The organism is Sulfuricurvum sp. (assembly GCF_023229695.1).
Lineage (GTDB): Bacteria > Campylobacterota > Campylobacteria > Campylobacterales > Sulfurimonadaceae > Sulfuricurvum.
In genome coordinates, this window is record NZ_JALNYS010000004.1 from 1 (window position 1) to 24344 (window position 24344).

The window sequence follows — 24344 nt, forward strand, 5'->3', positions numbered from 1 at the left end:
AACGTCGTAATCAACTTTTGCTTATCCACCGGTTTGTTGATGAATTTGTCGATGTTTAAATCGATCAGCTCCATCAAAAGTTCGGCTTCGGTATGTGCGGTTAAGACAATGATCGGAGGGGGGGGATCGCTCAATTCATGCACCGCTTTGATAAAATCGACACCGTTCATTTTCGGCATATTGATATCGGTGAGAATCAGGTCCACCCGATTATTTTTAAAATACTCTACAGCTTCCTCTCCGTTTTCGGCGATAAGGGTGTGGTGAAAAAGCCGTTTCAAGGTCTCTGCCATATTTTCACGTAGCCAAAGTTCATCTTCCGCATACAATATTGTTAACTCTTTTGTTAATTCACGCAAATCTTTGACAGAAATCATAAAATACCTTTAATGTATCATCTTTATACTATTATAATAATTTTCGATAAGAATATCCTTTAATCCCCCCTCTTCGCCCCTTCCTTGCTTCAGGGTAACCTAGCCAGGGAGAGTTCGCCTACGACAAAGGGAGACTAATGCGAAAAACCGCTCCGCTCTCCCGGTTTTTCACAACCAACCGGCCGTTAAAATGGGTTTCAACAATCGTTTTTGACATATACAGCCCTATCCCCGCCCCCTGGGCTTTATGCTTCGTCGTAAAATAGGGATCAAAAATTTTATCCCTGATATTTTCAGGAATCCCCTCCCCATTGTCTGAAATCTCCAGGCTCACATTCGTATCGTCACGCTCCACTTTGATCTCTACCGCTCCCGCTGCAATTTTATTCTCCTTGATCGCATCACGGGCATTTCCGAGGATATTTAGAATAACCTGTGACAGTTCTCCCTGCGGACCGAATACCCGTATCGATTCGGATTTGGGATTCGGCTCGTAGCGCAGGACAATATTATTGGCTTCATAGGAACCTCTGATGATGTTGACCGTCTGGATAATGCTCTCATGCAGCGAAAATGATGTTTTTACTTTATCGGGATTCGAAAAATTCCGAAAATCATTAATCGTATTCGAAAGAAAAGCGGTATAGGTCGTAATCTTGTGAAAGGTATCCAAAACTTCCTGTTCACTGTATTCCCCAAGCTCCATCCCAAATTCCGCATTAATGATCGCATTATTGATAGCGCCGATGGGCTGACGCCATTGATGGGCAATGTTATCAAACATCTCGCCCAATGCCGCCGCGCGCGACTGCGCAATGAGCTGCTGCTGCTGATCCCGAATCGCCTGAGTCGCTTCATTCACTTTACTCTGCAGCGTTAACAGATACGTGTCCATCGCCGTAATATCGGTAAGGCTGATAATAATTTCCGATGCGTCGGAAGGATCATCCATATACGATTTGGACGCTTTGAAAATTCGGGGCTTCCCGGATAAATCCAGCAGTGCGATTTTGACCTCTTTGGTCATCTTCGGCGTTTCCCTCCATTTGACAAAAAGTTCGGTCGGCAAACATTCCGGATATTTTACAATCAAGTTTTCAAGGGAGTGGTGAAGCGTTACAAAAGAAGCAATGGTTTTTACCCCGAAAAATTCCAAGAAGCGGTAATTACACCGTGTGATTGTACCGTGCCCATAAAGCAGAACGAGGGTACTTTGTGCATCGAGAATTTTCTGAAGATAGCGCTGTTGCGTGTGAACTGCCGTAGAATCAACACGCATATCCATGTATTCTGCAATCTCCTGCCGTTCATTTACAATCGGGATAATAAAAATTTCGGAATAAAACGTTTTTCCAGTTTTGGTCCGGTCGATCATCATACTGTGCCAAACGCGTTTGGACTGAATCGTTTCCCACAATTCACGGATCTGCTCTTTCGGCGTATCGGGATGTTTGAGTAGCCGATGGGTGTTTCCGATCAATTCGGAAGGGGGATATTCGCTTGTCTGGCAAAACTTGTCATTAACATAGGTGATGACCCCTTCGAGATCTGTTTTCACAATACTCAAAGAGGAGTCAAGGGCATTTTTGTATTGGTTTAAAACTAGATTTTTTTGAAGAAGCTGCCGCGAAACCAACGACGCGCCTTGGAGTTTTTGGACAATTTTCGCAATATTCTCTCCATTTAAAGGGTAATTAAGGACCTCGTTAATCCCCAGCGATATGGCACGTAAAAGGGTCTGAACATCCGGATCGATTGTTACCATAACCGTCAGAATATGTTTGTTGACTCTTTTTACCCGTTGAAAAATATTTAAAGCATCACCGCATGAAACGCTTTCATCAATAAGCATGGCATGAAATTTTTGTTTTGAAAGTAGCGATAAAGCTTCCTCTTCTGTTAAGACGAATACGGCTTTTTGTACATGATTCGAAAACAGAGCCATTTTCGAGTGCTCTCGCCCCATATAGAGCAGTGCCAGATCAATCATGTAAACTCCTGTTTTTATCATAATACCGGCTCATAGATCATCCCCCTTTTGTATCGGGATCATAATTCGAAAACAGCTCCCTCTATTGAGCTGCGTATCAACGTCGATTTTACCGTTATGAAGTTCAATGATATTTTTCACAATCGCCAGTCCCAACCCTGTCCCTTTGACGGCACCGCTCTGGTGCTCCCGGATTTGGGTAAAGGGCTGAAAAAGGGTTTCTATCTTGTCGGACGGAATCCCGTGCCCCTGGTCACAGACACTCATAACATGGCAAAGTTCCCTCCTCTCATAGGTCAAATCGATAACGGTATCTTCAGGGGAAAACTTGATCGCATTTCCTACCAAGTTTAGAAACACCTGTTTCAGCAGCTGACGATCGGCATGCAAAGAGACGCTATCCCATCCTGAACGGATCGCTATTCTCTTTTTCAGCGCTTGAGGCTCGGTTAAAATCATAATATCATCGGCAAGCTCACAGAGGAAAAAGTCACTGAGAGAGAGCTCCATCTCCCCCGCTTCAATTTTGGAAAAATCGAGAATGGTATTGACCAATGCGAGAAGATTTTTTCCTGAAATGTGGATTTTGTCAATAAATATTTTGACGGCGGGCGGAGTATCGGGCTTTGCAAGGAGTATTTGGGAAAATCCGATAATCGCATTGAGCGGCGTTCGCAGTTCATGACTCATATTGGCCAAAAAGGTACTTTTTGCGACCCCTGCCGCAATGGCCTGATCTTTGGCACGGATAAGCTCGGTAACGTCGTTCCGGATGGCAATATACTCTAAAATGTCCCCCTCTTCATCCAGAATCGGGACAATCGTTGAATCGACAAAATATTCCTCTCCCGTTTTCTTCCGATTCTGAATGATGCCGCAAAATACCTTCTTAGCGCGAATCGTTTGCCACAACTCTCTAAACACGGTTGAGGGGAAATCGGGATGACGGACAATATTATGGGGCTGTCCGATCAGTTCGATTTCATCGTATCCGCTAATGGCACAAAACTTTTCATTGACATAGGTAATGGTCCCTGTCAAATCCGTTTTCGAAACGATCGAACTCTCATCCAAAGCCCGTTTGTACTCGTTCAAAAGCTGCATTTTGACAAGCAGCTCCCGATGCTTTTGATCGTTCTGCTGTTGAAGTTGAAGAATTTTGTATTTGTCCCGGTAAGTTTTCAAAAAAGCGACCATAAAGGCGATCAACATCATGACCGACAAAACCGCAATCAGGGTATTAACAACCATATGAGTCGCACGTTCGTGTTCAATGGTTTTCGCAAAATAGCGTTCCAGTGTTTCAAATTTCTCGGCAACGTGTTGATTATGAATCACTTCAAGTGTTTTACCGATATCCCTATTCTTCTGTGAAATCATTTTAAGATGGCCGAGAAGCAACACTCTGTCGCCGGTTTGAAACGCCCTATTGGCCTCAATCAATGCTGTAAGCTGGGTGACTTCCGCCTCTAATATCTCCTGATTGGCATTGTAATAAAATATATTATTCAAGAGCTGTCCGAGTGCATCGGCAATAACACCCATCTCGTGATTCGAATGGTTCCTCATTTCGGTTTTTAAATCCAAAAGAAAAAAAATCGAATTGGCCAATACCGCTTTATCCGATTCAAAATGGAGAATTCTTTGATGCTTTATATTGATTGCGTTCTTGAGATCATCGATTTGCGAAAAAACTTCAGATTGATCGTCAATATCTGCCGCGATCTGATCTTGAAAACTTTTCCAGTTTTCGGCAAAAAATTTCCAGTTCTCTTGCATTTGATCGTAATTTTGTTTTTTAAAATCGTGGGAAATCTGCGTATCGATTCGTTCATTTTCAATCCGAAGAGTATGAAGCTCTCCTGTCAACGTATAAATCTTTTGCTCATACCTGATACTGTTAAACAAACTGACAAACGATACGATGATCCCAGTTACAAAGAAAACGGCAAACGCAAAAATTTTTATCTGTTCTGATCTCAACCTTGATCCTTTTTAGAGCACATTTTTAGGAAGTTCGCCGGTCAGGGTACGTAAAAACGCGATAATTTTTTCAATCTCCTCTTTTGAAAGCTTCCGTCCCAATTGGTAATAGGCCATTTTTTGCACCGCATCCTCAAGGGTTTTTGCACTTCCGTCATGAAAATAGGGGGCCGTTTTTTCAATGTTTCGCAAACTGGGTACTTTAAAATAATATTTGTCTTCTCCCTGCTTCGTGACGTTAAAGCGTCCCAGCGTATTGTAGCGATCTTTGTACTGGGCAAATACCCCGAACCGTTGATACATATTCCCCCCGATATTCATACCGTTATGGCAGGCGATGCATCCCCGGCTTTTAAAGAGTTCGAACCCCTCTTTCTCTTTTTGGGTCAAAATCGTGATATTGCCGCGCAAATAGCTGTCAAACCGGGCGTTGGGCGTTACCAGCGTTTTTTCGAATTCGGCTAGTGCGTCGCTGATGGTCTCGATCGTGATCCCCTGAGGATACATCTCACGAAAGCGCTTTTGGTATTTCGGATCTTTCGAGAGTTTTTGGACCACGCTCTCAACCGTGCTCGCCATTTCTACGGGATTAACGATCGGCCCTGCCGCTTGAGCTTTGAGATCTTTGGCCCGACCGTCCCAAAACTGGGCCAAATTGTATCGGGCATTAAACACCGTCGGTGCATTGATACTCCCCGATCTCCCCCCTACTCCCCGTGAGACTGCCTCCGAATCAGCTCCCCCATACGCAAGATTGTGGCATGAGAGGCATGAAACCGTTCCGTCTTTGGAGAGCTGCGGATCCGAAAACAGATCCTTCCCCAACGCCGCTTTTTGGGGATTGGATACCGCCTGAAGGGGGATCGGCTTAATAAGGTCATCGGCAAAAGACGATAAAGACAAACCCAAACAAAAAAATAGCCCCACCCGCGATTTCTCTCCCCATTTCATTGCTTCTCTCCGGACGCTTCCCGGTTCGCTTTCAGGAGTGTCACCGCCCGCTTAAACGCAATGGGATCAAATCCGAACTGCTCCAGAGCCTGTAACGCTTTCGCAACCCCTTCGTCGCTGAGACACTCTTTAATGTTGATCGCTTCTTGAACGACATAGAGTATCTTTCCGTACTCGTTCTCCGAGGTTTTGCCGACACTGCCCAACATCTCCACCAAAGCCGGTTCAAAATTCCAATGTTCAAACATCATCCCCGCGACGCTATAGCTGTTGCTTCCCAGATAGCACCGCTCCACCTCTAAAATGGGTTTACCCTCTCTCAATTCTGCTAAAAAAATGCCCCATTCTCCCGATGCAATCAGCTTGCGTGATGCAACGAGCTTGCCCAGTTCCATCAAAAAAGTTCCGCTGGCAAGCAAAGGGAGCAACGACGCATCAACGGCACCGATCCACTCCCGTACCAATGCCGTTTGACACATGGAACACTCCATCAGCGTATCGACGGTTATTCCGTACGGGCTTAATTCCAAAGGAATTGTTTTTTTAATCGCATTGGCGGCAGCGAAACCGCGTATCATAAAGACCCCAAAAAGCATTACGGCCTGACGAATGGAAGCTATCTCTTTGCTCATTCCATACAGGGGGGAATTGACCGCTTTCAGGATATTGGCACTGAGCATCGGGTCACTCTCAATCACTTTGGTCAATTCATCTACATTGACCTCATTTTCCATACATAACTGTTGGATTTTCACAATGGATCCCGGTAATGGCGGCAAACTTTTAATCTCTTTTTCCACTCTCCGCTCCTATCTCAATTCGTTTCGTTAGATAATCGCATATCTCTGAAATATGGGTTTTGTTGAAAATCCCCTCCACGCTCTCTGTGTCCGGCAAATGGGCAATCAGCTTACTGTCGTCTTCTGCGGAGATGATAATGACGGGGATGGAGATGGCGTTTTGATCCATAAAGTGGAGCACCTCAGAGCTTATGCCGTCTACCAGAAAAAAATCGAGGATGATAAAATCAAAACGCTCCGCTTCCAAAAGTTCTTTGGCTTTGTTCACCGAATTGGTCACCACAAGGTGAAACTCTGACGATAGTCGATCGACCAGCACTTTTTGATATTCGGGGGCATCTTCAACGATCAATACCCTCTTGCCCGCATCACTCTGTGCGACATAACGTTCGAGGGTATTTTGGGTATTCGAAACCGGAATCGTAAAATAAAAACACGACCCCACCCCCACTTCACTCTCAACCCATAATTTTCCGCCGTGCAGATCTTCGACGATTTTTTTCGAAATGGCCAACCCCAGCCCCGTCCCTTTTGCCGTTTTCTGAAAAGGATTTTCCACCTGAGTAAAGGGGTTAAAAAGGGTGGCAATCTCTTTGGGTTCGATCCCGATTCCCGAATCGCATACCCCAAACCGATACAGCCGCTTTTCTTCATCAAAATCAAGAGCGATTGTTACCCTTCCCCCCTCGTGCGTAAATTTTATCGCATTGCTAAGGAGGTTGAGCATCACCTGTTGTATCAGCTGTCGGTCCAGATAGAGTCCCAAAGAGATCAGCTGGGGATATTCCAGCGTAATCGATTTTTTACCGGCCATCGGTTCAATAATGGTGACAACGTCATGCATCATCGCGGCAATAAGGGTCACTTCCGGTTTAAAATTCAATTTTCCCGCTTCCAGTTTGGCAAAATCGAGAATCGTATTGACAAGTGTCAGCAAATTATTTCCGGCAATACCGATTTTCTGAATATAGGGCAATAGGTTTTCAGGAAGCGATTTGTTCATCATCAAAATTTGGGAAAAACCGATAATTGCGTTGAGCGGAGTACGCAGCTCATGACTCATATTGGCCAAAAACATGTCTTTTGAGCGACTGGCACGTTCGACCTGATCGACGAGTTGTATCAGAGCATGTTCACGCTCCCGATTATGGAAATTTTGTTTCAATATCTCCAATAAAATTTTAATAATCTCAGTCATATAAATTTTATTCGGAATATCCTTAATCTTGACACCGACGTTAAGGCGTTTGTTTTTAAGGATGATTTGAACGACCACATCGTCCATTGTACTGCTGCTGATCTCTTTTGGCCCGACATAAAGCTCATCGATACACCATCCCAACGCCTTTGTCAATTGTACATACAGCCGTTCCTGAACACTCTGCGGTGTATCCGGAGGTTCTCCCATGGAGTTTCCGTTATCCAACGACTGAGTACATGACTGCAAAAATTCAATCCCCGAATGGACCCCCAAAAAAGCGGTGGTCGAAATATCGCAGAGCGGTTTATCGATAACCGCATAGAGCTTGGAGGAAACTGTTTCAATGTGCGAATACAACTCCCCATCCTCCCCATTTTTTGCCAACAACCGATCGAGTGCGTCATGGTAATCGTGATGGAGAGATTTTATCTCCTCCAAATCGACACCCAAACTTTCCAGCAGCTCTTTTTTCGTCGAGAGCTCACCGATCAGCGTATGCAGCGGACACCCTGTTTCATCATTAAACATCCCTATAACCTCTTGCTGCGGTCGCGGAACACTCTCTTTTTCAGCCCAATACGTTGTCACCTTTTTTTGACTTTGCTTGTGGATCATCAAAGAGGCAAACAGTTTGTCAAAAAGGTTTAGAATCTCATTCTCTTTTTTCATATCCTCCTGATAACCGGCCAGACGGCTGAAATAACTCTCATTCATAATCGATTCCGAAATACGGAGCATTTTAAGGATAATGGGCAGATCATCGCGAATTTTGGTATTTACATTGGAGAGATCGATTACGATTTCGTTGAGAATATTGAACCCTCTGCTGATATGAATCAGTTCCAGACCCATAGCAATATGGATCTGTGCTATCTGACGGGTGCGCTCTACCATCCGATCGTCAAAAGGGTGGATAAAAAGAGAACTCAAATATTCGCTGAACATCCGGACAAGGCGGGGAACATCGGTTGCAGAGAGAAGATTATGATAAATCGGATCTTTCAATAAATAATGGAGGTACAACCGCTCGGCAATTAACGACCCGAAAGAGTGAATATACCCCCCCACCTTTTCACGGCGAGTCATCTGCTCTTCATTGAGTCCGAAGATCGTCACGAGCTTGGCCGTTTCAAACGATCGGTGCATCACAGCGCTCCGCCGACGAGGTATCCATCCAGTACCGACTTCATCTCATCCATATCGATCGGTTTGGAGATATACGCATCAAATCCGTGCAAAAGCAGTTTTTCGCGATCTCCGCTGATCGCAAATGCCGTAACGCATACCATCGGTACGGTCAGCTTCAACGTTTGTTTCACCTCACTGACCAATGTATATCCGTTCATTATCGGCATATCGACATCGGAAAGGACCAGATCAAACGGTTCATTTCGCAATTTTTCAAGCGCCTCGGCTCCATTGTCAACCATCACGATCTCCATCTCCGGATAAAGCAACTCTATCATCGCCTGAACGACCATTTGATTGTACTCTTCATCCTCAGCTATCAACATACGCATACGTCACTCCTCATTGCAATTGATCAATCAAATTTATAATCGACGGGGTCTCTTCCTCATCCGGGAATGCCGCTTTAATCTCTAAAAATCTCTCCAGATTCTCGATCATCAGATCCAAAAGCTTAGGATCAAAATGGATCCCCCGCCCCTCTTTCATGATTTCGACCGTTTTTTCAATACTAAACGCTTTCTTATAGACCCTCTCAGAGCTGAGCGCATCAAAAACATCCGCTATCGTAACAATCCGGGCGTGCAGATGTATCTCATCCCCCGCTAAGCCCTCCGGATATCCGGTACCGTCGTATTTTTCATGATGCTGCAACGCGATAATCCGTCCCGCATGAATCACCGGATACTCTTCGCTTGAGGCAAGCATCTTGCCCCCTAAAACCGAATGAAGTTTCATAATCTCGAACTCTTCGGGGCTAAAACGGCCCGGCTTTAACAAAATTCGGTCGGGGATCCCTACCTTTCCGATATCATGAAGCGGAGAGGCATAAAGGATCAGTTCCACCTCTTGCGCCTCAAGCCCTGCAAGTTCGGCGAGTTTAGCCGAATAGTGGCTCATCCGCTTAATGTGCATTCCCGTCTCTAAATCACGGTACTCGGACGCTTTTCCCAGTCTGGCGGATATTTCATATTCGTTCTTTTTGGCTAATGCCAACGCTTGGGCCAGTTTGGCCGTCCTCTCTTTTACTTTTTGTTCCAGAATCTGGTTGGAGAATGCCAGCTGATCTTGAAACTTCTTGATCTTGGCATGGATAAACATCCGGAGTTTCAACTCCTCCACATCGATCGGCTTACTCAAAAAATCACTCGCCCCCTCTCGAAGGGCACGATGTTTCTCTTCCGCATTCGCCGTGACGACGATTGTAGGAATCTGAGACCAGAGCGGATGGGCTTTCAAATGGACAAGGGTCTCAAAACCATCCATCACCGGCATTGCCAAATCAAGCAAGATAACATGGTAATCGGCGTTTTGTTCGAGAATATCCAGCGCCTCTCTCCCATGGATCGCTTTGGTTATTTCCACGTCTGAATCTTCCATAAAGGCAAATTCGATCAAATCGAGATTGAACTCCTGATCATCGACTGCAAGCACTCTCACTTTCTCCATGACGTACCCTTCTCTTTCCCGATTTTCTGCTTTTTTGAGATTATTGTAATAGTGTACCTTTCGAAGTTTTAAACGGTGTTTAGATTTAAATTATCCGGTCATACCGTATTGTTTATCGTTTAAATACGTAATTCCTACCTGTTTTCTTGTGATTAATAATTTTTAAAAATTTGACAAAAAATGCTATACTGTTAAAATTATTAAAAAAAAGGGGGCACTTTTGTTATCACGTGAATGCCCGGTATGCGGTATTGAAGTAGAGTCCGGAAAAAGGAGATGCTCAAAATGCGGTTATATTTTCAAAAGACGCAATCAACCGTTCATGCTACGATTATTCAACCTATTCCTGATCCCGGCAATTGCCATTGGTTTGATTCTGATCTATTTTCGAATCTCTTAAGTACCTAATATTACGCACTTTCCGGGCAAAGCCCGTAAAGTGGCAGGGACGAGGGTCCCTACAACCCCCTAAAGCTTCCCGTATCTTGCGGATACGGGAGATTACCAACCTTTTCGCACGTGTTTAGACAAGGTGGCTAAGGTCAGTTAAGTAATACGCACGTTCATCCCTCCCCTGAAGTTACCCGTATCTTTCGGATGCGGGAGAAAACACCCTTTTATCCCCTTTTTTTAGGATCTCTTATGGTACCCTATCAGTGGAATAGATTTTTTGACCTACATCAAAACAACTTCTCACAAAGAGGAATATAATGCTTCAAACACTCGATTTTTTTAAAGGGTGCGACCCTCTAAAACTATCCCTGTTGTCAACCACTGCAAAAATAAAACCGTACGAAGCATCGGATGTTCTGGTTTATGAAGATGATGATATCAATCGTGTCTATTTTCTCCTGGAAGGGGAGGTGAAACTTTATAAGGTGGACCGGTTTGATAATGAGGTTTTCCTCTATACGTTAAAAGATCAGGATTTACTGACCAATATCGGCTCCTTGGAGTGTGATCGTATCAGTTGTTTTAGCAACGTTGAATTTTTGGCTCCGAGCCGGGTAGTGTCTCTGGATTTAAAAACCTTTAAAGAGGTGGTCAAAACCGACATCTCCCTCCTCATTAATCTGCTCAACCTGTTGGCGAACCAAAAGCAGATGGTTGATTGCATGGTCAATATGGGGATGGTTTACGATGTCACGGCCAAGGTTGCCAAAATGCTGTACGACCATCTGGATCTCTATAACTCTCTCAAAAAACAGGAGATCTCGTATCGACTCAATATCCAGCCGGCTACCCTCTCTCGGGTATTGGCCAAATTCATCCGCAAAGGGTTGATAGCCGAAGAGGATCATAAAACCGTTGTTTTGGAACGGGAAGAACTGACACGCTATTTTAAAGAGGGGTTGTGATGCACTCTATTTCAACGAAAGTTCGATGGATTGTCGCCATCTTATCGCTCAATCTGATCACCATCATAATGGTAGACATTTGGCTCAATGTGGATCAGAAATACGATGCCAAAGTGATCAATATCGCCGGAAAACAGCGGATGCTTTCGCAACGGACCGTACTCGAATTGCATCGGCTTCTTGTCGATGAGAAAGGGGCTTTTGTAAAACTTCAAGCAGCCCGAGCCGAGTTTGACCGCAATTTCCGAAAACTCCGCACCGAAGCATCCGAATATCGGGGATCTTCCAATGAAGAGATTACAAAAACCTTAAACGACGTTCACGCCGTCTGGAAACAGATGGGGGGATTGATCGACCGGTATCTGCAAGGCGATCACAACCTCGCCGATCTGAAAACGATTTACGATAACGGAGACCGCACCCTCATCCTGATGGATAAGGCTGTCACCCAATATGAAGGCTACATGATCGAAAAACGGATGATGGCCTATCGGATTCAGATCTTTTTAGCCGTTATCTCCTTTGGCGTCATCCTTTATATGGCACGAACCACGTTGCAGATCCAACACAATTTTGACCATTTCCTCAATCACACCAAAGCGATCAGCGGCAAAGAGGAGATCATCGGAAAAAGCGACAATGAACTTGAGATCGCCTGTGCCCATATCGAATATTTTCTACACAATGTCGAAGAAGCGCTCCAGAGTGCCACCGATGCGGTCGAAAAAAGTGAAGCGGCGGCGGCACACCTTATCGGATCGGCCCCGGAAACCGAAGCGCTGCTGGAACAAAACGAAGATGTCATGATTCAAGTCAGTGAAGAGCTCCACCAAACCTCCCGGCGCCTCAAAAAACTCAAATCCAATCTCCAAAAAGCCAATAACTTACGAAATTCTTAAAAGAATTTCTTTTTTTCTTTTTCTTATTTGACCTAAGTCAAACACTTTTTTTTTGAATTGCTTTACAATGTTCGAAGTGCATGAGTTATTTCATAGCATCCGGAAATATTAAGTAGTCTGGGTTAGGTACTCGGGTTTTAAGTGATTCCATTTAAGGGGGCTTCAATGTCATTGGATAGAAGAGAATTTTTAAAAAGTGCCGCTGCCGCATCGGCTGCAACCGCAATCGGTATGGCGGTTCCTGCCAAAGTAGAAGCAGCTGCCGCACAGGGGCAAGCAGGATGGCGCTGGGACAAAGCGGCATGCCGTTTTTGCGGAACGGGATGCGGTATTATGATGGCGACCAAAGATGACCGCATCGTTGCAGTAAAAGGGGACCCGTTGGCTCCGGTCAATCGCGGTCTTAACTGTATCAAAGGGTATTTTAACGCCAAAATCATGTACGGTGCCGATCGCCTCACCCAGCCGCTGTTGCGGATGAATGATAAAGGTCAGTTTGATAAGCAGGGTAAATTTAAGCCTATCAGCTGGCAACGTGCATTTGATGAGATGGAAATTCATATCAAATCAGCCCTTAAAGAGAAGGGGCCCACCGGTATCGCGATGTTCAGCTCCGGTCAGCAAACGGCGATGGAAGGGCATGCCGCTCTCAAATTGATGAAAGCGGGTTTCCGTACCAACAACATCGACCCCAATGCCCGTCTTTGCATGGCGTCTGCCGTTACGGGATTTATGAACGTTTTTGGAGCGGATGAGCCATCAGGCTGTTACGAAGACATTGAGCTCGCCGAAACGATCGTCGCATTCGGATCCAATATGGCGGAGATGCACCCTATTCTCTGGTCACGTGTCAGTGATCGTAAACTCAGCAATCCCGATAAAGTACAAGTGGTTGTCCTCTCGACCTACAAACACCGTACAATGGACCTTGCCGATGTCGAAATCATCTTTAAACCGAATACCGATTTGGCCATCTGGAACTATATCGCCCGTGAAATCGTCTACAACCATCCCGAAGCGATGGACAAAGAGTTTTTGGATAAAAATATCGTCTTTGCAACGGGTCCAGTAGACATCGGATACGGCCTACGCGAAGATATCAACCATCCGAAATACGGTAAAAAAGAGCTCGATACGGCAGCGAAACAAAAATCCAAAGTGCTCACTGCCGATGAGGGGGTCAGTCTCGGGTATTTGGGGTACAAAGAGGGCGATACGCTGGAGATGAAAAACAGCGGTGATGCGAACAAACATTGGAAAATCACCTTTGAAGAGTTCAAAAAAGGGCTCGCACCCTACACCCTCGATTACGTCGCCAACGTTTCCAAAGGGGATTTGGATGAGAGTCTTGCCGATTACAAAGCCAAACTTCAAAAAATGGCCGATCTCTACATCGAGAAAAAACGTAAATGTTTGACATTCTGGACGATGGGATTCAATCAGCATACGCGCGGAACATGGGTCAATGAACAAGCGTATATGGTTCACTTCCTTCTCGGGAAACAAGCGAAACCGGGGAACGGCGCATTCTCCCTTACCGGTCAGCCATCTGCGTGCGGAACGGCGCGGGAAGTGGGAACTTTCAGCCACCGTTTACCGGCGGATATGGTCGTTATGAACCCGGCGCACCGTAAAATGGCCGAGGGAATTTGGACAATTCCGGAGGGGACGATCAACCCTAAAGCGGGATCGCACTTTACCCAAATCCACCGTGATCTTGAAGACGGTAAAGTGAAATTTGCCTGGGTCAGCGTCTGTAACCCGTATCAGGATACCGGTAATGCGGAACACTGGATTAAAGCGGCACGTACGATGGATAATTTCATCGTGACCTCCGACGGCTATCCGGGAATTTCGGCAAAAGTATCGGATCTGATTTTACCGAGTGCCATGATGTATGAAAAATGGGGAGCCTACGGCAATGCGGAGCGTCGTACGCAGCATTGGAGACAACAAGTCACTCCGATGGGAGATGCGATGTCCGATACGTGGCAGTTTGTTGAACTCTCCAAACGCTTTACGATCAATGAGGTGTGGGGAGCGCAAAAAATTCCCGGCCTTGAGGGCGGATTGCCCGATGTGATGGATAAAGCCAAAGCGATGGGATACAAAGAGAATACAACACTCTATGAAGTTTTATTTGCCAACAATCGTGCAAAAGCATTCAAATGGCCTGATCCGGTAGGAAAAGGGTATCAAAACTCTGAAGTTGCCGGCGATAAACGTAATGTTATCGGAAGTGACGGCAAAGTGTTCAAAGGGTACGGATTCTTTATCCAAAAATACCTCTGGGAAGAGTATCGCAAATTCGGTGACGGACATGGGCACGATTATGCCGATTTCGATACCTACCACCGTGTACGCGGTCTGAAATGGCCGGTAGTGGATGGCAAAGAGACCTTCTGGCGCTACAACGCAAAATACGATCCGTATGCGAAAAAAGCCAATAACGGGGCGTTTGCGTTCTACGGTCATGCGTTCAAAGATATCCCGACCGGAAATCTGCAAGGGGTTACCAACAGTGCGAAAGTGAATTTGGATAACAAAGCCAAAATTTTCTTCCGTCCGTACATGGAGCCGACCGAAGTGCCGGATAAAAACTATGACATCTGGCTATGTACCGGTCGTGTGTTAGAACACTGGCACAGCGGAACGATGACGATGCGGGTTCCTGAACTGTATCGCGCCGTTCCGGAGGCATTGTGCTATATGCACCCTGCCGATGCCGAAAAACGGGGTGTCAAACGGGGTGAAATGGTGTGGGTAGAATCACGCCGAGGCAAAGTCAAAGCGCACGTCGAAACACGCGGCCGTAACCGTCCTCCAAAAGGACTTGTGTTTGTCCCGTGGTTTGATGAAAAAGTATTTATCAATAAAGTGTGTTTGGATCATACCTGCCCGATTTCCAAACAGATCGACCATAAAAAATGTGCGGTCAAAATTTATAAAGCGTAACGGCGATGAAAACTGAAACTCCTAATGAACGTCGCCGTTTTCTCCTCTCTATGGCGAGAGGTATCGGGCTGAGTGCGATGGGGGCTTTGGTCTGGAGCGCTTACGTGGGGGAAGTGAAAGCAGCACCTCTCGTGTTGCGTCCTCCGGGGGCATTGGAGGAAGCGGAATTTATCAAAAACTGTATCAAATGCGGTTTGTGCGTGGAAGCGTGTCCTTACGATACGCTTATGTTGGCACGTCCGGGGGACAATCTTCCGATGGGAACCCCTTATTTCACACCTAGAAGCATCCCGTGTTATATGTGTACCGATATTCCTTGTGTTCCTGTGTGTCCAAGCGGTGCGCTCAATGAGCCTTCCGTGAGCAGCTATATGAAAAACAAAGCCGTTTTAGACATCAACAAAGCACGCATGGGACTCGCGGTTGTCGATGAAAGCTCATGTATTGCCGTCTGGGGCATTCAGTGTGATGCATGCTATCGGGCCTGTCCGCTTTTAGGTGAGGCGATTACGATCGAACACTCTAAAAACGACCGGACCGGCAAGCATGCGTTTTTAAAACCCGTCGTTCATCCGGATCAATGTACGGGATGCGGGCTGTGCGAACATGCCTGTGTCACCGAGATTGCCGCGATCCATGTGCTCCCCAGAGCGTTGGCAATGGGGAAAGTGGGAGACCACTACATCAAAGGGTGGGACAAAGGGGATGAAAAACGGCTGGAGGGTGCCTCTATCGAGGTGACCAAAACGAAAATCAGTGAAAAAAGCGCGCTCGATTCGCTAAATGATGAAGGGGGATTGTGATGAAAAACTATCGCTATTTACTCCTCCGTCGTTTAACGCAAATCACCCTCTTGGTCCTTTACGTGGGTGCCAATATATGGGGATGGAAAGTGCTGCAAGGGAATCTCAGCAGCTCCTCCGTTTTGGGCAGCGTTCCGCTAAGTGATCCTTATGCCGTGATCCAAATCGCGGTTACGGGTGCAAGTTTGGGGATGGATATATTACTGGGCGCGTTGATCGTGACTCTGTTTTACGGGGTTATCGGCGGACGCGCTTTTTGCAGCTGGGTGTGTCCTATCAATATCATCACCGACAGTGCGGCGTGGCTGCGTAGAGCCTTAAAGTTTTCCGAAGTGCAAAAACGGTTTTACATGAGCCGGTCACTGCGCTACTGGATTTTGGGTCTGAGTTTAATCCTCTCTGCTGTGATGGGAGTGGCGGTATTTGAGCTAATCAGCCCTATATCAATGGCGCACCGAGGCCTAATCTTCGGTATGGGGATGGGTGGCGGTGCACTGGCTGTTATCTTTTTATTTGATTTGCTGGTGCATGAAAACGGATGGTGCGGGTATGTGTGTCCTCTGGGGGCGACCCATTCGATTCTAGGTAAATTTTCTCTGATCCGTGTTCGTCATGATGCCGATAAGTGTACCGATTGTCGCAGCTGTATCACGGTGTGCCCTGAAAAAGAGGTGCTCCATATGATCAATCGCAGCAGTGAAAGTGTGCTGATGGGCGAATGCACCAATTGCGGCAGATGTGTCGATGTCTGTCAAGAAGACGCGCTCGGATTTTCAATTCGAAGTCTTATAAAACAACCAAAGGATAAGGAATGAAAACTAAACAACTAATCGGCAGCCTAATCGCTGCGTCACTGCTTGTTAGCAGCGTTTACGCTGTGAATGCAGAGGTGGATGAAACCCAATTGGGATTGCGAAAAGTCGATATTTATACCGAAGATACGGCACTCCCTAACGGTACCAATTATAATAAGGAAGCCCCGGGAACATCAAAAAGATTTGACCGTGCCTATACCAATGCACCGCCGATGATTCCCCATGATATTGATGATTTGGGGGAAATTGATAAAAACAACAACGCATGTCTCGGATGTCACATGCCCAACGTTGCGGGTGACATGGGGGCAACGCCGATTCCCAAGAGTCACTTTACCAGTTTTAGACCGACGGTATCGGTCGACGATGAGGATAACCTCAAAGCAGAAAGCGATGACCAAATCATTAAGAAAGATTTAAAAGGGCAGCTGTGGCAAGGTCGCTATAACTGTTCGGCGTGTCACGCCCCTCAGACAAAAGGGGATTTAAAAGTGGAAAATACCTTTAAGCCCGCCTATACGGACAAAAAGGGGCAGAAACATAAAAACCAGTCCTATCTCCTTGATGAACTCGACATCGGCGTCAAAGTCGGAAACGGTTTGTAATCATGGAACACGAATCACGTCGGGGTTTTTTCGGAGCCATTGCCTCTCTCTTCAAAGAGGAAACGCAGGTTATCGTCCGTCCCCCGTATGTGATGGAGGGTGCGACGTTTAACGAATGCCGCTCCTGCGAGGCGATGTGTGTAAGCGCATGCGAAGAGAATATTATTGATCGTGATCCGCAAGGACTCCCTTTTTTGAATTTCAACCTCTCGGGATGCAGCGATTGCCACAAATGTTTGGAAGCCTGTACCCCTGCGGTACTCGGCAATCCGACGAAATTTATCCAAGGACACGCAAAAATTACGATGATAAACTGTATGTCCCATCAGGGGAGTATTTGCTTTTCATGCAAAGAACCCTGTTTGGAAGATGCGATTGTGTTTAAAGGGATGCTCAACCCGATCATTCTTCCCGAAAAATGTACCGGGTGCGGCTACTGCATCGGTGTATGCCCTAGCGGAGCGATCGAGGTGGTAGCGTGAAACGTATATCTCTCATTTTCCTTTGGTGTGTTCAGGGGTTTGCAGCGGTTATCACCCCCTCTGCAATCCTCAAAACCGATGGATTGATTAGTGATATGGTGGTTCGGGAGGGGAAAATCTATGCCTCGACCGATGCCGGTGTCGTGAATGTGTTCGATCTCAAGACGCGACGTAAACTCTCCTCCCTATCCCTACCGAAAGTACAGAGCAGTTCAGGAAAAATATTTTCACCGAAAGTCTATTCAGTCGATCATTTTGCGGGGTCAACCGTGATGGTCACGCAGAGCGGCGAATCGTTTCGCAATCTCTATCTATGGCGCGATAATGCACTGGTGAAGGTAATCGGCAATGAAAGCGGATTGCTGATCAAAAAAGTCCGGTTTGTGGATGCCAATCATCTCCTTTTCGGACTCTCCGGTGATACCGTCGTTTTGATGGATGTGAAGATGAGAAAACGACTTTATGAAGTTCAAGCCGGCGGCGGAGTCTTCGGCGATATGGCGCTGAGTCCTAAGCGCACCCTCGTTGCGATCGGGGATGAGAGCGGTGAAATCGTCCAAATCGATACCCGTAGCGGCAAGGTACTCAAAACGCTCAGCGGAATCAATCTCGATGCGATCAACCGAATCGCATACCAAAACGACACCATTATCAGCGGCGGACATGATCGGCGTGTGGGGGTGTATAAGCCCCACGGAAGTTATTTCATCGAAACAAATTTTTTCGTCTACGCCGTAGGGCTGAGCCCCTCCTCCTCCCTCGGGGTCTATACGGACGGAGATGAAAATGAGTTGCAGCTTTTTGAAATCGAAACGCAAAAGAAGCGTGAACGGCTCAAAGGGGGAGAGAGTCTCTATGATACGCTGATCTTTTTGGATGAGCATACCCTCATAGGTTCCGGAGAAGAAAACAAAATTTATTATTGGAGAATACCGTGAATATTTCAAGCATTGTGGTTCAAACCAACCCGAAATTTACCGAAGAGGTGGTCGAAAAATTCAAATCGGCCGATTTTTGCGACTACCATTTTCATGATGAAAAAGGGCGTATTATTGTCACCATTGAGGGCGAAGGGGTCGAAGAAGAGATTACCAAACTCGTCAAAATACAGGAGATGGCGCATGTTATCTCAGCCGATATGTCGTTTGCCTACAGCGAAGATGAACTGAATGCGGAGCGTGATAAACTCGAAGCGGTAGGGGGAGATTTACCCGCATGGCTGAATGATGAAAACGCTACCAAGCGCGATATTAAATACAACGGCGATCTGAAAGATCGATTTTAATTCAATAGCGGAAAGAAGGGTGCGATGAGTATTTTAATCACAAAACGAGACGGGAGCAAAGAGAATTTTGCCCCCTATAAAATTAAAGACGCTGTTGCAAAAGCTTTTGCCAGCGTCGGAACACCTCTCGATGCAACCCTTGTCAGTCAAGTCTTAGAAACCATCCGTTCGCACTCCATTATCGAAGTCGAAGCGATTCAAGATCTCATTGAGCACTCTTTATTTGACGCACGTTATTTTGATGTCATGAAATCGTTCGTCACCTACCGTTTCCTCCATAAAATGCAGCGCGAACACATCCTCGGTCTGGGGTCCGATACTACCTTCGTCAACAGTACCCAAAGCGTTCAGGAATACATCAATAAATCCGACTGGCGGGTCAATGCCAATGCCAATACCGGCTATTCCAATGCCGGACTGGTCAACAATCTCGCCGGAAAAGTAATCGCCAATTTTTGGCTGGACACCGTCTACTCTGCCGCAGAGGGACAAGCGCACCGAAACGGCGATATCCACATCCATGATCTCGACTGCCTTACGGGATATTGCGCCGGATGGAGCCTGAGAGCTCTTTTGAATGAGGGGTTTAACGGGGTACGCGGCAGAGTCGAGAGCTCTCCGCCGCGCCATCTGCGCGAAGCGTTGGGGCAGATGGCCAATTTTCTGGGAATTTTGCAATCCGAATGGGCGGGGGCGCAGGCGTTTAGCTCATTTGATACCTATCTGGCTCCCTATGTCTTTATCGATGCCCTCCCCCCAAGCGACGTTAAAAAAGCGATACGCGGGTTTGTCTATAACCTCAATGTCCCCGCACGCTGGGGACAATCGCCCTTTACCAATGTCACCCTCGACTGGATCGTCCCCGAAGATCTGAGAGAACAATTTCCGACACTAAACGATCATCATCTCTTCGAAGAGATCACCGCTACGGCGCATCATCAACGCCGTCTTCATGAACGGGGTTTACGCACACTGGGTGAGCTGACGTACGGTGATTTTCAAGCGGAGATGAACATTATCAATCGTGCCTTTTATGAGGTGATGACCGAAGGCGACAGCGGCGGTCAGCCCTTTACGTTCCCGATTCCGACCGTCAATATCACCGAAGATTTTGACTGGTACGGCGAAAATACCGATATTTTATTTGAAAATACCGCCAAAATCGGCTCCAGCTATTTTCAAAACTTTGTCGGCAGCCAATATATCCGGAGCGAAACGGGGGAACGCGTAGAGAACCCTCACGCCTATAAACCGGGACATGTCCGAAGTATGTGCTGCCGGCTGCAGCTTGATTTGCGCGAACTGCTCAAACGCGGCGGCGGACTCTTCGGAAGCGCAGAAATGACGGGAAGTATCGGCGTCGTCACGATCAATATGGCACGTCTCGGATACCTCTATAAAAATGATTTTCCCGCTCTTATGAAAGCGCTCGATGATCTGATAGAGATTGCCCGTTCGACACTGGAGAAAAAGCGCCTTTTTGTCAAAGAGATGTTTGACAGAGGTCTCTATCCCTACACCGCCCGTTATCTCAAAGATTTTCGAAACCACTTCTCGACGATCGGCGTTAACGGAATGAACGAGATGATCCGCAATCTAACCGAAGACACCGAAGATATTTCTACCCCAAAAGGGATAGAGATCGCCCTGACAATCCTCGATCACATGCGGGACAAAATGCGCTCGTTTCAAGAACAAAGCGGCAATCTCTACAACCTCGAAGCGACCCCGGCGGAGGGGACGACCTACCGTTTTGCGAAAGAGGACATCAAACGCTACCCCGACATCCTCCAAGCCGGAGAGGGGGAGAACATCTACTATACCAACAGCTCCCAGCTCCCCGTCCGCTTTACGGACGATCCGTTCGAGGCGTTGACGCTTCAAGACACCTTGCAATGCCGCTATACGGGAGGGACGGTATTGCATCTGTATATGGGGGAACGCCTCAGTTCCGCCGAAGCGTGCCGACGGATGGTGAAAAACGTCATTACCCATTTTCGCCTCCCCTACATCACCGTCACCCCGACGTTTTCCGTCTGCTCTACGCACGGCTACTTAAGCGGCGAACACGAGTTCTGCCCCCATTGTGATGAGCAGATCATCACCAGATACCCTCAGCCTCTGCCTCAACAGAGGCAAGCTTTAGTGCCATAGCGGCCAGCGCAGCCGAAGGGATTTTATCCCTTCGGCGTTTAAAACAAAAAAAAGGAGCTCTAATGAATACGCATAAAGTTTTAGAAGAACACGCAAACGAACGGACACGCTGTATGGTCTATACGCGGGTAATGGGATACCATCGCCCTGTAGAGAGCTTCAACCTCGGCAAAAAAGGGGAACACAAAGAGCGCCAGTGTTTCAGCGAATCGCCAAAGCGTCATGAAACCTCTTTATGACATTACCCCCTTTACCCTCTTAGACTACCCCGATCTTCCCGCCGCCATTTTTTGGTTCGCGGGGTGCAATCTTCGATGTTCGTATTGCTACAATCCCGAAATCGTTCTGGGACGCGGGAAAATCGGCGAAGACGATGCTCTCGCATTTTTAGCTACCCGTATAGGACTGCTGGAGGGGGTTGTCCTCTCCGGAGGCGAGTGTACCCTCTACCCCCGTCTGCTCCCGTTTTGCCGTGCGATCAAAGAGATGGGATTTAAGCTGAAAATCGACACCAACGCCATGCGTCCCGATGTACTCAAAGCCCTCGCGGACGAACATCTGATCGATACCGTCGCCCTCGATTATAAAACGACGCAGGAGCACTGGGACGAACTGTGCGCGGGGGGAGAGGAGGCCCTCTTTTGGGACTCTTTTGAACACCTGCAACAAAGCGGTATTGCTTTTGAAGTACGCACGACCGTCCATACCGGACTGATCGATGAAGCAACCCTGATTCAAATGGGCCGTAAATTGGAATCGGCGGGGTACAAAGGTGTCTACGCCCTCCAATCGTTTGCAACCGGATGCGAAACCCTCAAGCCTATTGCGGCGGAGAATCATTCCGTCTGCATTGAACGGCTTCAACTCCACGTTAAACTCCCCATTATCCATCGCAGCCTCTGAAATGCTTGAACTCCACACCAAATTTCTTAACTGACCTTACGCACCTTGCCTTAACAGGTACTTCAAGGGGCGTTAATCTCCCGTATCCGAAAGATACGGGTAGCTTTAGGGGGTTGTATGGGTGAAAAGCGTCAAAAAAGCCAACTGCTTGGCTTTTTTAGCTTTGGAACCCGGCCGATGCACGAAGTGCCGGCTGGGCCGTCCCTGCCACTTTCTGGGCTTCGCCCAGAAAGTGCGTAACATCAGTTTCTTAATCGAAAAGCAAACCAAGATGTGCGATAATGCACGCGAAATAATCGCTAAACTGGTGGGAGAGTAAATATGTGCGGAATCGTGGGCTACATCGGGGTTAAACCGATCAAAGAGATTCTGATTGAAGGGTTACGGGAGCTTGAATATCGGGGATACGATTCTGCCGGTATTGCCGTGCTTCAAAACGGAAACTTCTCTTTATTCAAAGCGGTCGGAAAGCTGGTCAATCTGGAGGAGAAAGCCAAGAATTTCGAAAGTGACGGTTTTTCGGTCGGGATTGGGCATACCCGCTGGGCGACGCACGGCAAACCGACTGAGCTCAATGCCCATCCGCACGTCGGACACAATTCGTATGTGGTTCACAACGGCATTATCGAGAACTATCAGGAACTTAAAGGGATGCTCACCGAAGAGGGGGTCCGTTTTTTAAGCCAGACCGATACGGAGGTGATCGTCCATCTCTTTGAGTATCGGTTACGTACCGAACCAAGCGCTCTGGAGGCGTTTACGAAAACCCTCGATCAGCTCGAAGGGGCTTATGCGACGCTGTTGGTCAACGCATCGCTAAATGACACCATCTTCTTTGCCAAACAGGGTTCTCCGATGATTATCGGACGCAACAGCGAGGGGGAGATCTTTTTCGCCTCTTCGGATGCGGCATTGATCGGGAAATGTCAGGAAGTGCTCTATCTGGAAGACGGTCATTACGGGTGTGCGACGGGGAGTGAAATCAAACTCTTTAATGCGCACCATCATGAAGTTCCCCTCCATTTTACTCCGTTAAACGAGAACAAACTCTCTGCACAAAAAGAGGGATACCGTTTCTTTATGGAAAAAGAGATTTATGAACAGAGTCAGGTCCTGATCGACACCCTTATGGGGCGGTTACGGGATGAGAGTATCTATTTCGAAGAGCTTGATGCGGCCCTTTTTGACGGAATCCGGGAGATCAAGCTGTGTGCCTGCGGTACCAGTTATCATGCGGCCATGGTGGCCGGTTACCTGTTGGAGCGCCATGCCAAGATCCGCACCTCCATCGAAATCGCCAGCGAATTTCGCTATCGTGAGCCTTTTTTAACCCCAGACCCCCTCTTTATCGTCATCAGCCAAAGCGGTGAAACGGCCGATACGTTAGAGAGTCTTAAGATGGCCAAGGCCTTCGGTCTTAAAACGATGGTGATTTGTAATGTCGACAACTCGTCGATGGTTCGTCTGGCCGATGCGAGTCTCCTCACCCGTGCCGGAATCGAGAAAGGGGTTGCCTCTACCAAGGCGTTTGCAACACAGGTAAGTGTACTCTGGATGCTCTCTCTCTTTCTTGCCGGTGAGCGCAAAACCCTCGATACCGCTGAGATCAAACGGCAGATCCAATTGCTTCGTCTCCTGCCTACGACGACGAAGGTTGATAACGACATCCACGAACAGCTTCGCCGTCTCTCCAAGCGGTATCTTCATGGGCATGGATTCTTCTTTATCGGACGGGATGTTTTTTATCCTCTCGCACTTGAGGGGGCACTTAAGCTCAAAGAGATCACCTATCTCCATGCCGAAGGGTACCCAAGCGGAGAGATGAAGCACGGCCCCATCGCTCTAGCCGATCCGGAGCTCTTTACCATTGCCCTGCTACCGCAGCATAAGCTCTACGACAAGACCAAGAGCAACATTGAAGAGCTCAGTGCCCGTGACTCCACCATCTGTTCGATCAGCCCTCTGGAGTTTGACAAAGCCGATGATCATATCCGTACTCAGCATGCCGATGATTACATGCTTGAATTCTTTGAGATGATGGTAGTTCTTCAGCTCCTCTCGATGGAAATCGCCGTCCGGCTTGGGAATGATGTCGACATGCCTCGCAACCTTGCTAAAAGTGTTACTGTTGAGTAAAATGGATTTT

At 47.2% G+C, this 24344-nt stretch carries 23 protein-coding genes; 15 read left to right on the forward strand and 8 right to left on the reverse strand.

The window, feature by feature from the left end; genetic code table 11:
- From M0P91_RS03335 to M0P91_RS03370, 8 genes are all read right to left on the reverse strand, one after another.
- A partial coding sequence (locus M0P91_RS03335; protein WP_295064495.1) for a response regulator occupies positions 1-377 on the reverse strand: 377 nt, incomplete at its 3' end.
- A gap of 118 nt (positions 378-495) precedes the next feature.
- A complete protein-coding gene (locus M0P91_RS03340) occupies positions 496-2367 on the reverse strand; it encodes an ATP-binding protein (protein WP_295064498.1) in 1872 nt (623 codons plus the stop codon).
- A 30-nt stretch (positions 2368-2397) separates the two neighbouring features.
- Entirely contained in the window at positions 2398-4350 is a 1953-nt protein-coding gene (locus M0P91_RS03345; protein ID WP_295064500.1) for an ATP-binding protein, read from the reverse strand.
- Between the two features lie 12 nt (positions 4351-4362).
- Complete coding sequence (locus M0P91_RS03350; protein WP_295064503.1) at positions 4363-5301, reverse strand: cytochrome-c peroxidase; 939 nt, start codon at positions 5299-5301, stop codon at positions 4363-4365.
- The gene (locus M0P91_RS03355; protein WP_295064506.1) at positions 5298-6101 is read right to left on the reverse strand and encodes an HDOD domain-containing protein; all 804 of its coding nucleotides are present in this window, start codon (positions 6099-6101) and stop codon (positions 5298-5300) included. The genes M0P91_RS03350 and M0P91_RS03355 overlap by 4 nt, the downstream gene beginning before the upstream one ends.
- Positions 6085-8448: an ATP-binding protein gene (locus M0P91_RS03360; RefSeq protein ID WP_295064509.1), complete on the reverse strand. Its 2364-nt coding sequence runs from the start codon at positions 8446-8448 to the stop codon at positions 6085-6087. Before M0P91_RS03360 ends, M0P91_RS03355 begins: the two co-directional genes overlap by 17 nt.
- A complete protein-coding gene (locus M0P91_RS03365; protein ID WP_295064512.1) occupies positions 8448-8822 on the reverse strand; it encodes a response regulator in 375 nt (124 codons plus the stop codon). Before M0P91_RS03365 ends, M0P91_RS03360 begins: the two co-directional genes overlap by 1 nt.
- A gap of 10 nt (positions 8823-8832) precedes the next feature.
- Complete coding sequence (locus M0P91_RS03370) at positions 8833-9939, reverse strand: HD domain-containing phosphohydrolase (protein WP_295064514.1); 1107 nt, start codon at positions 9937-9939, stop codon at positions 8833-8835.
- Between the two features lie 220 nt (positions 9940-10159).
- Between M0P91_RS03370 and M0P91_RS15165 the strand changes: the two genes are divergently transcribed.
- The 15 genes from M0P91_RS15165 to glmS all read left to right on the forward strand — a co-directional run bounded on the left by M0P91_RS15165 (position 10160) and on the right by glmS (position 24334).
- Positions 10160-10339, forward strand: a complete 180-nt coding sequence (locus M0P91_RS15165; protein WP_366934055.1) for a DUF2116 family Zn-ribbon domain-containing protein — start codon at positions 10160-10162, stop codon at positions 10337-10339.
- Positions 10340-10649: 310 nt separating this feature from the next.
- Positions 10650-11297 carry a Crp/Fnr family transcriptional regulator gene (locus M0P91_RS03375; protein ID WP_295064517.1) on the forward strand — a complete coding sequence of 216 codons (648 nt, stop codon included), beginning with the start codon at positions 10650-10652 and terminating at the stop codon, positions 11295-11297.
- On the forward strand, positions 11297-12196 hold the full coding sequence (locus tag M0P91_RS03380) for a type IV pili methyl-accepting chemotaxis transducer N-terminal domain-containing protein (protein ID WP_295064520.1): 900 nt from the start codon (positions 11297-11299) through the stop codon (positions 12194-12196). The genes M0P91_RS03375 and M0P91_RS03380 overlap by 1 nt, the downstream gene beginning before the upstream one ends.
- A gap of 165 nt (positions 12197-12361) precedes the next feature.
- Positions 12362-15151 (forward strand): nitrate reductase catalytic subunit NapA, encoded by a 2790-nt coding sequence (gene napA / locus M0P91_RS03385; protein WP_295064523.1) that lies wholly within the window; start codon positions 12362-12364, stop codon positions 15149-15151.
- Positions 15152-15156: 5 nt separating this feature from the next.
- Positions 15157-15954 carry a ferredoxin-type protein NapG gene (napG, locus tag M0P91_RS03390; protein WP_295064526.1) on the forward strand — a complete coding sequence of 266 codons (798 nt, stop codon included), beginning with the start codon at positions 15157-15159 and terminating at the stop codon, positions 15952-15954.
- Complete coding sequence (napH, locus tag M0P91_RS03395; RefSeq protein WP_295064529.1) at positions 15954-16769, forward strand: quinol dehydrogenase ferredoxin subunit NapH; 816 nt, start codon at positions 15954-15956, stop codon at positions 16767-16769. Before napG ends, napH begins: the two co-directional genes overlap by 1 nt.
- The gene (locus M0P91_RS03400; RefSeq protein WP_295064532.1) at positions 16766-17374 is read left to right on the forward strand and encodes a nitrate reductase cytochrome c-type subunit; all 609 of its coding nucleotides are present in this window, start codon (positions 16766-16768) and stop codon (positions 17372-17374) included. Before napH ends, M0P91_RS03400 begins: the two co-directional genes overlap by 4 nt.
- 2 nt (positions 17375-17376) lie before the next feature.
- Positions 17377-17856, forward strand: a complete 480-nt coding sequence (locus M0P91_RS03405) for a 4Fe-4S binding protein (protein ID WP_295064535.1) — start codon at positions 17377-17379, stop codon at positions 17854-17856.
- Positions 17853-18794 (forward strand): hypothetical protein, encoded by a 942-nt coding sequence (locus M0P91_RS03410; RefSeq protein ID WP_295064539.1) that lies wholly within the window; start codon positions 17853-17855, stop codon positions 18792-18794. The genes M0P91_RS03405 and M0P91_RS03410 overlap by 4 nt, the downstream gene beginning before the upstream one ends.
- A complete protein-coding gene (locus M0P91_RS03415) occupies positions 18791-19141 on the forward strand; it encodes a chaperone NapD (RefSeq protein ID WP_295064543.1) in 351 nt (116 codons plus the stop codon). Before M0P91_RS03410 ends, M0P91_RS03415 begins: the two co-directional genes overlap by 4 nt.
- A 24-nt stretch (positions 19142-19165) precedes the next feature.
- Positions 19166-21295, forward strand: coding sequence for a ribonucleoside triphosphate reductase (locus tag M0P91_RS03420; protein WP_295064545.1), 2130 nt, complete (start codon positions 19166-19168; stop codon positions 21293-21295).
- A gap of 62 nt (positions 21296-21357) precedes the next feature.
- Positions 21358-21534, forward strand: a complete 177-nt coding sequence (gene nrdD / locus M0P91_RS03425; protein WP_295064547.1) for an anaerobic ribonucleoside-triphosphate reductase — start codon at positions 21358-21360, stop codon at positions 21532-21534.
- Positions 21518-22198, forward strand: coding sequence for an anaerobic ribonucleoside-triphosphate reductase activating protein (locus M0P91_RS03430; protein WP_295064550.1), 681 nt, complete (start codon positions 21518-21520; stop codon positions 22196-22198). Before nrdD ends, M0P91_RS03430 begins: the two co-directional genes overlap by 17 nt.
- 148 nt (positions 22199-22346) lie before the next feature.
- On the forward strand, positions 22347-22517 hold the full coding sequence (locus M0P91_RS03435) for a hypothetical protein (RefSeq protein ID WP_295064552.1): 171 nt from the start codon (positions 22347-22349) through the stop codon (positions 22515-22517).
- A 2-nt stretch (positions 22518-22519) separates the two neighbouring features.
- Positions 22520-24334: a glutamine--fructose-6-phosphate transaminase (isomerizing) gene (gene glmS, locus M0P91_RS03440; RefSeq protein WP_295064554.1), complete on the forward strand. Its 1815-nt coding sequence runs from the start codon at positions 22520-22522 to the stop codon at positions 24332-24334.
- Positions 24335-24344 lie beyond the last annotated feature (10 nt).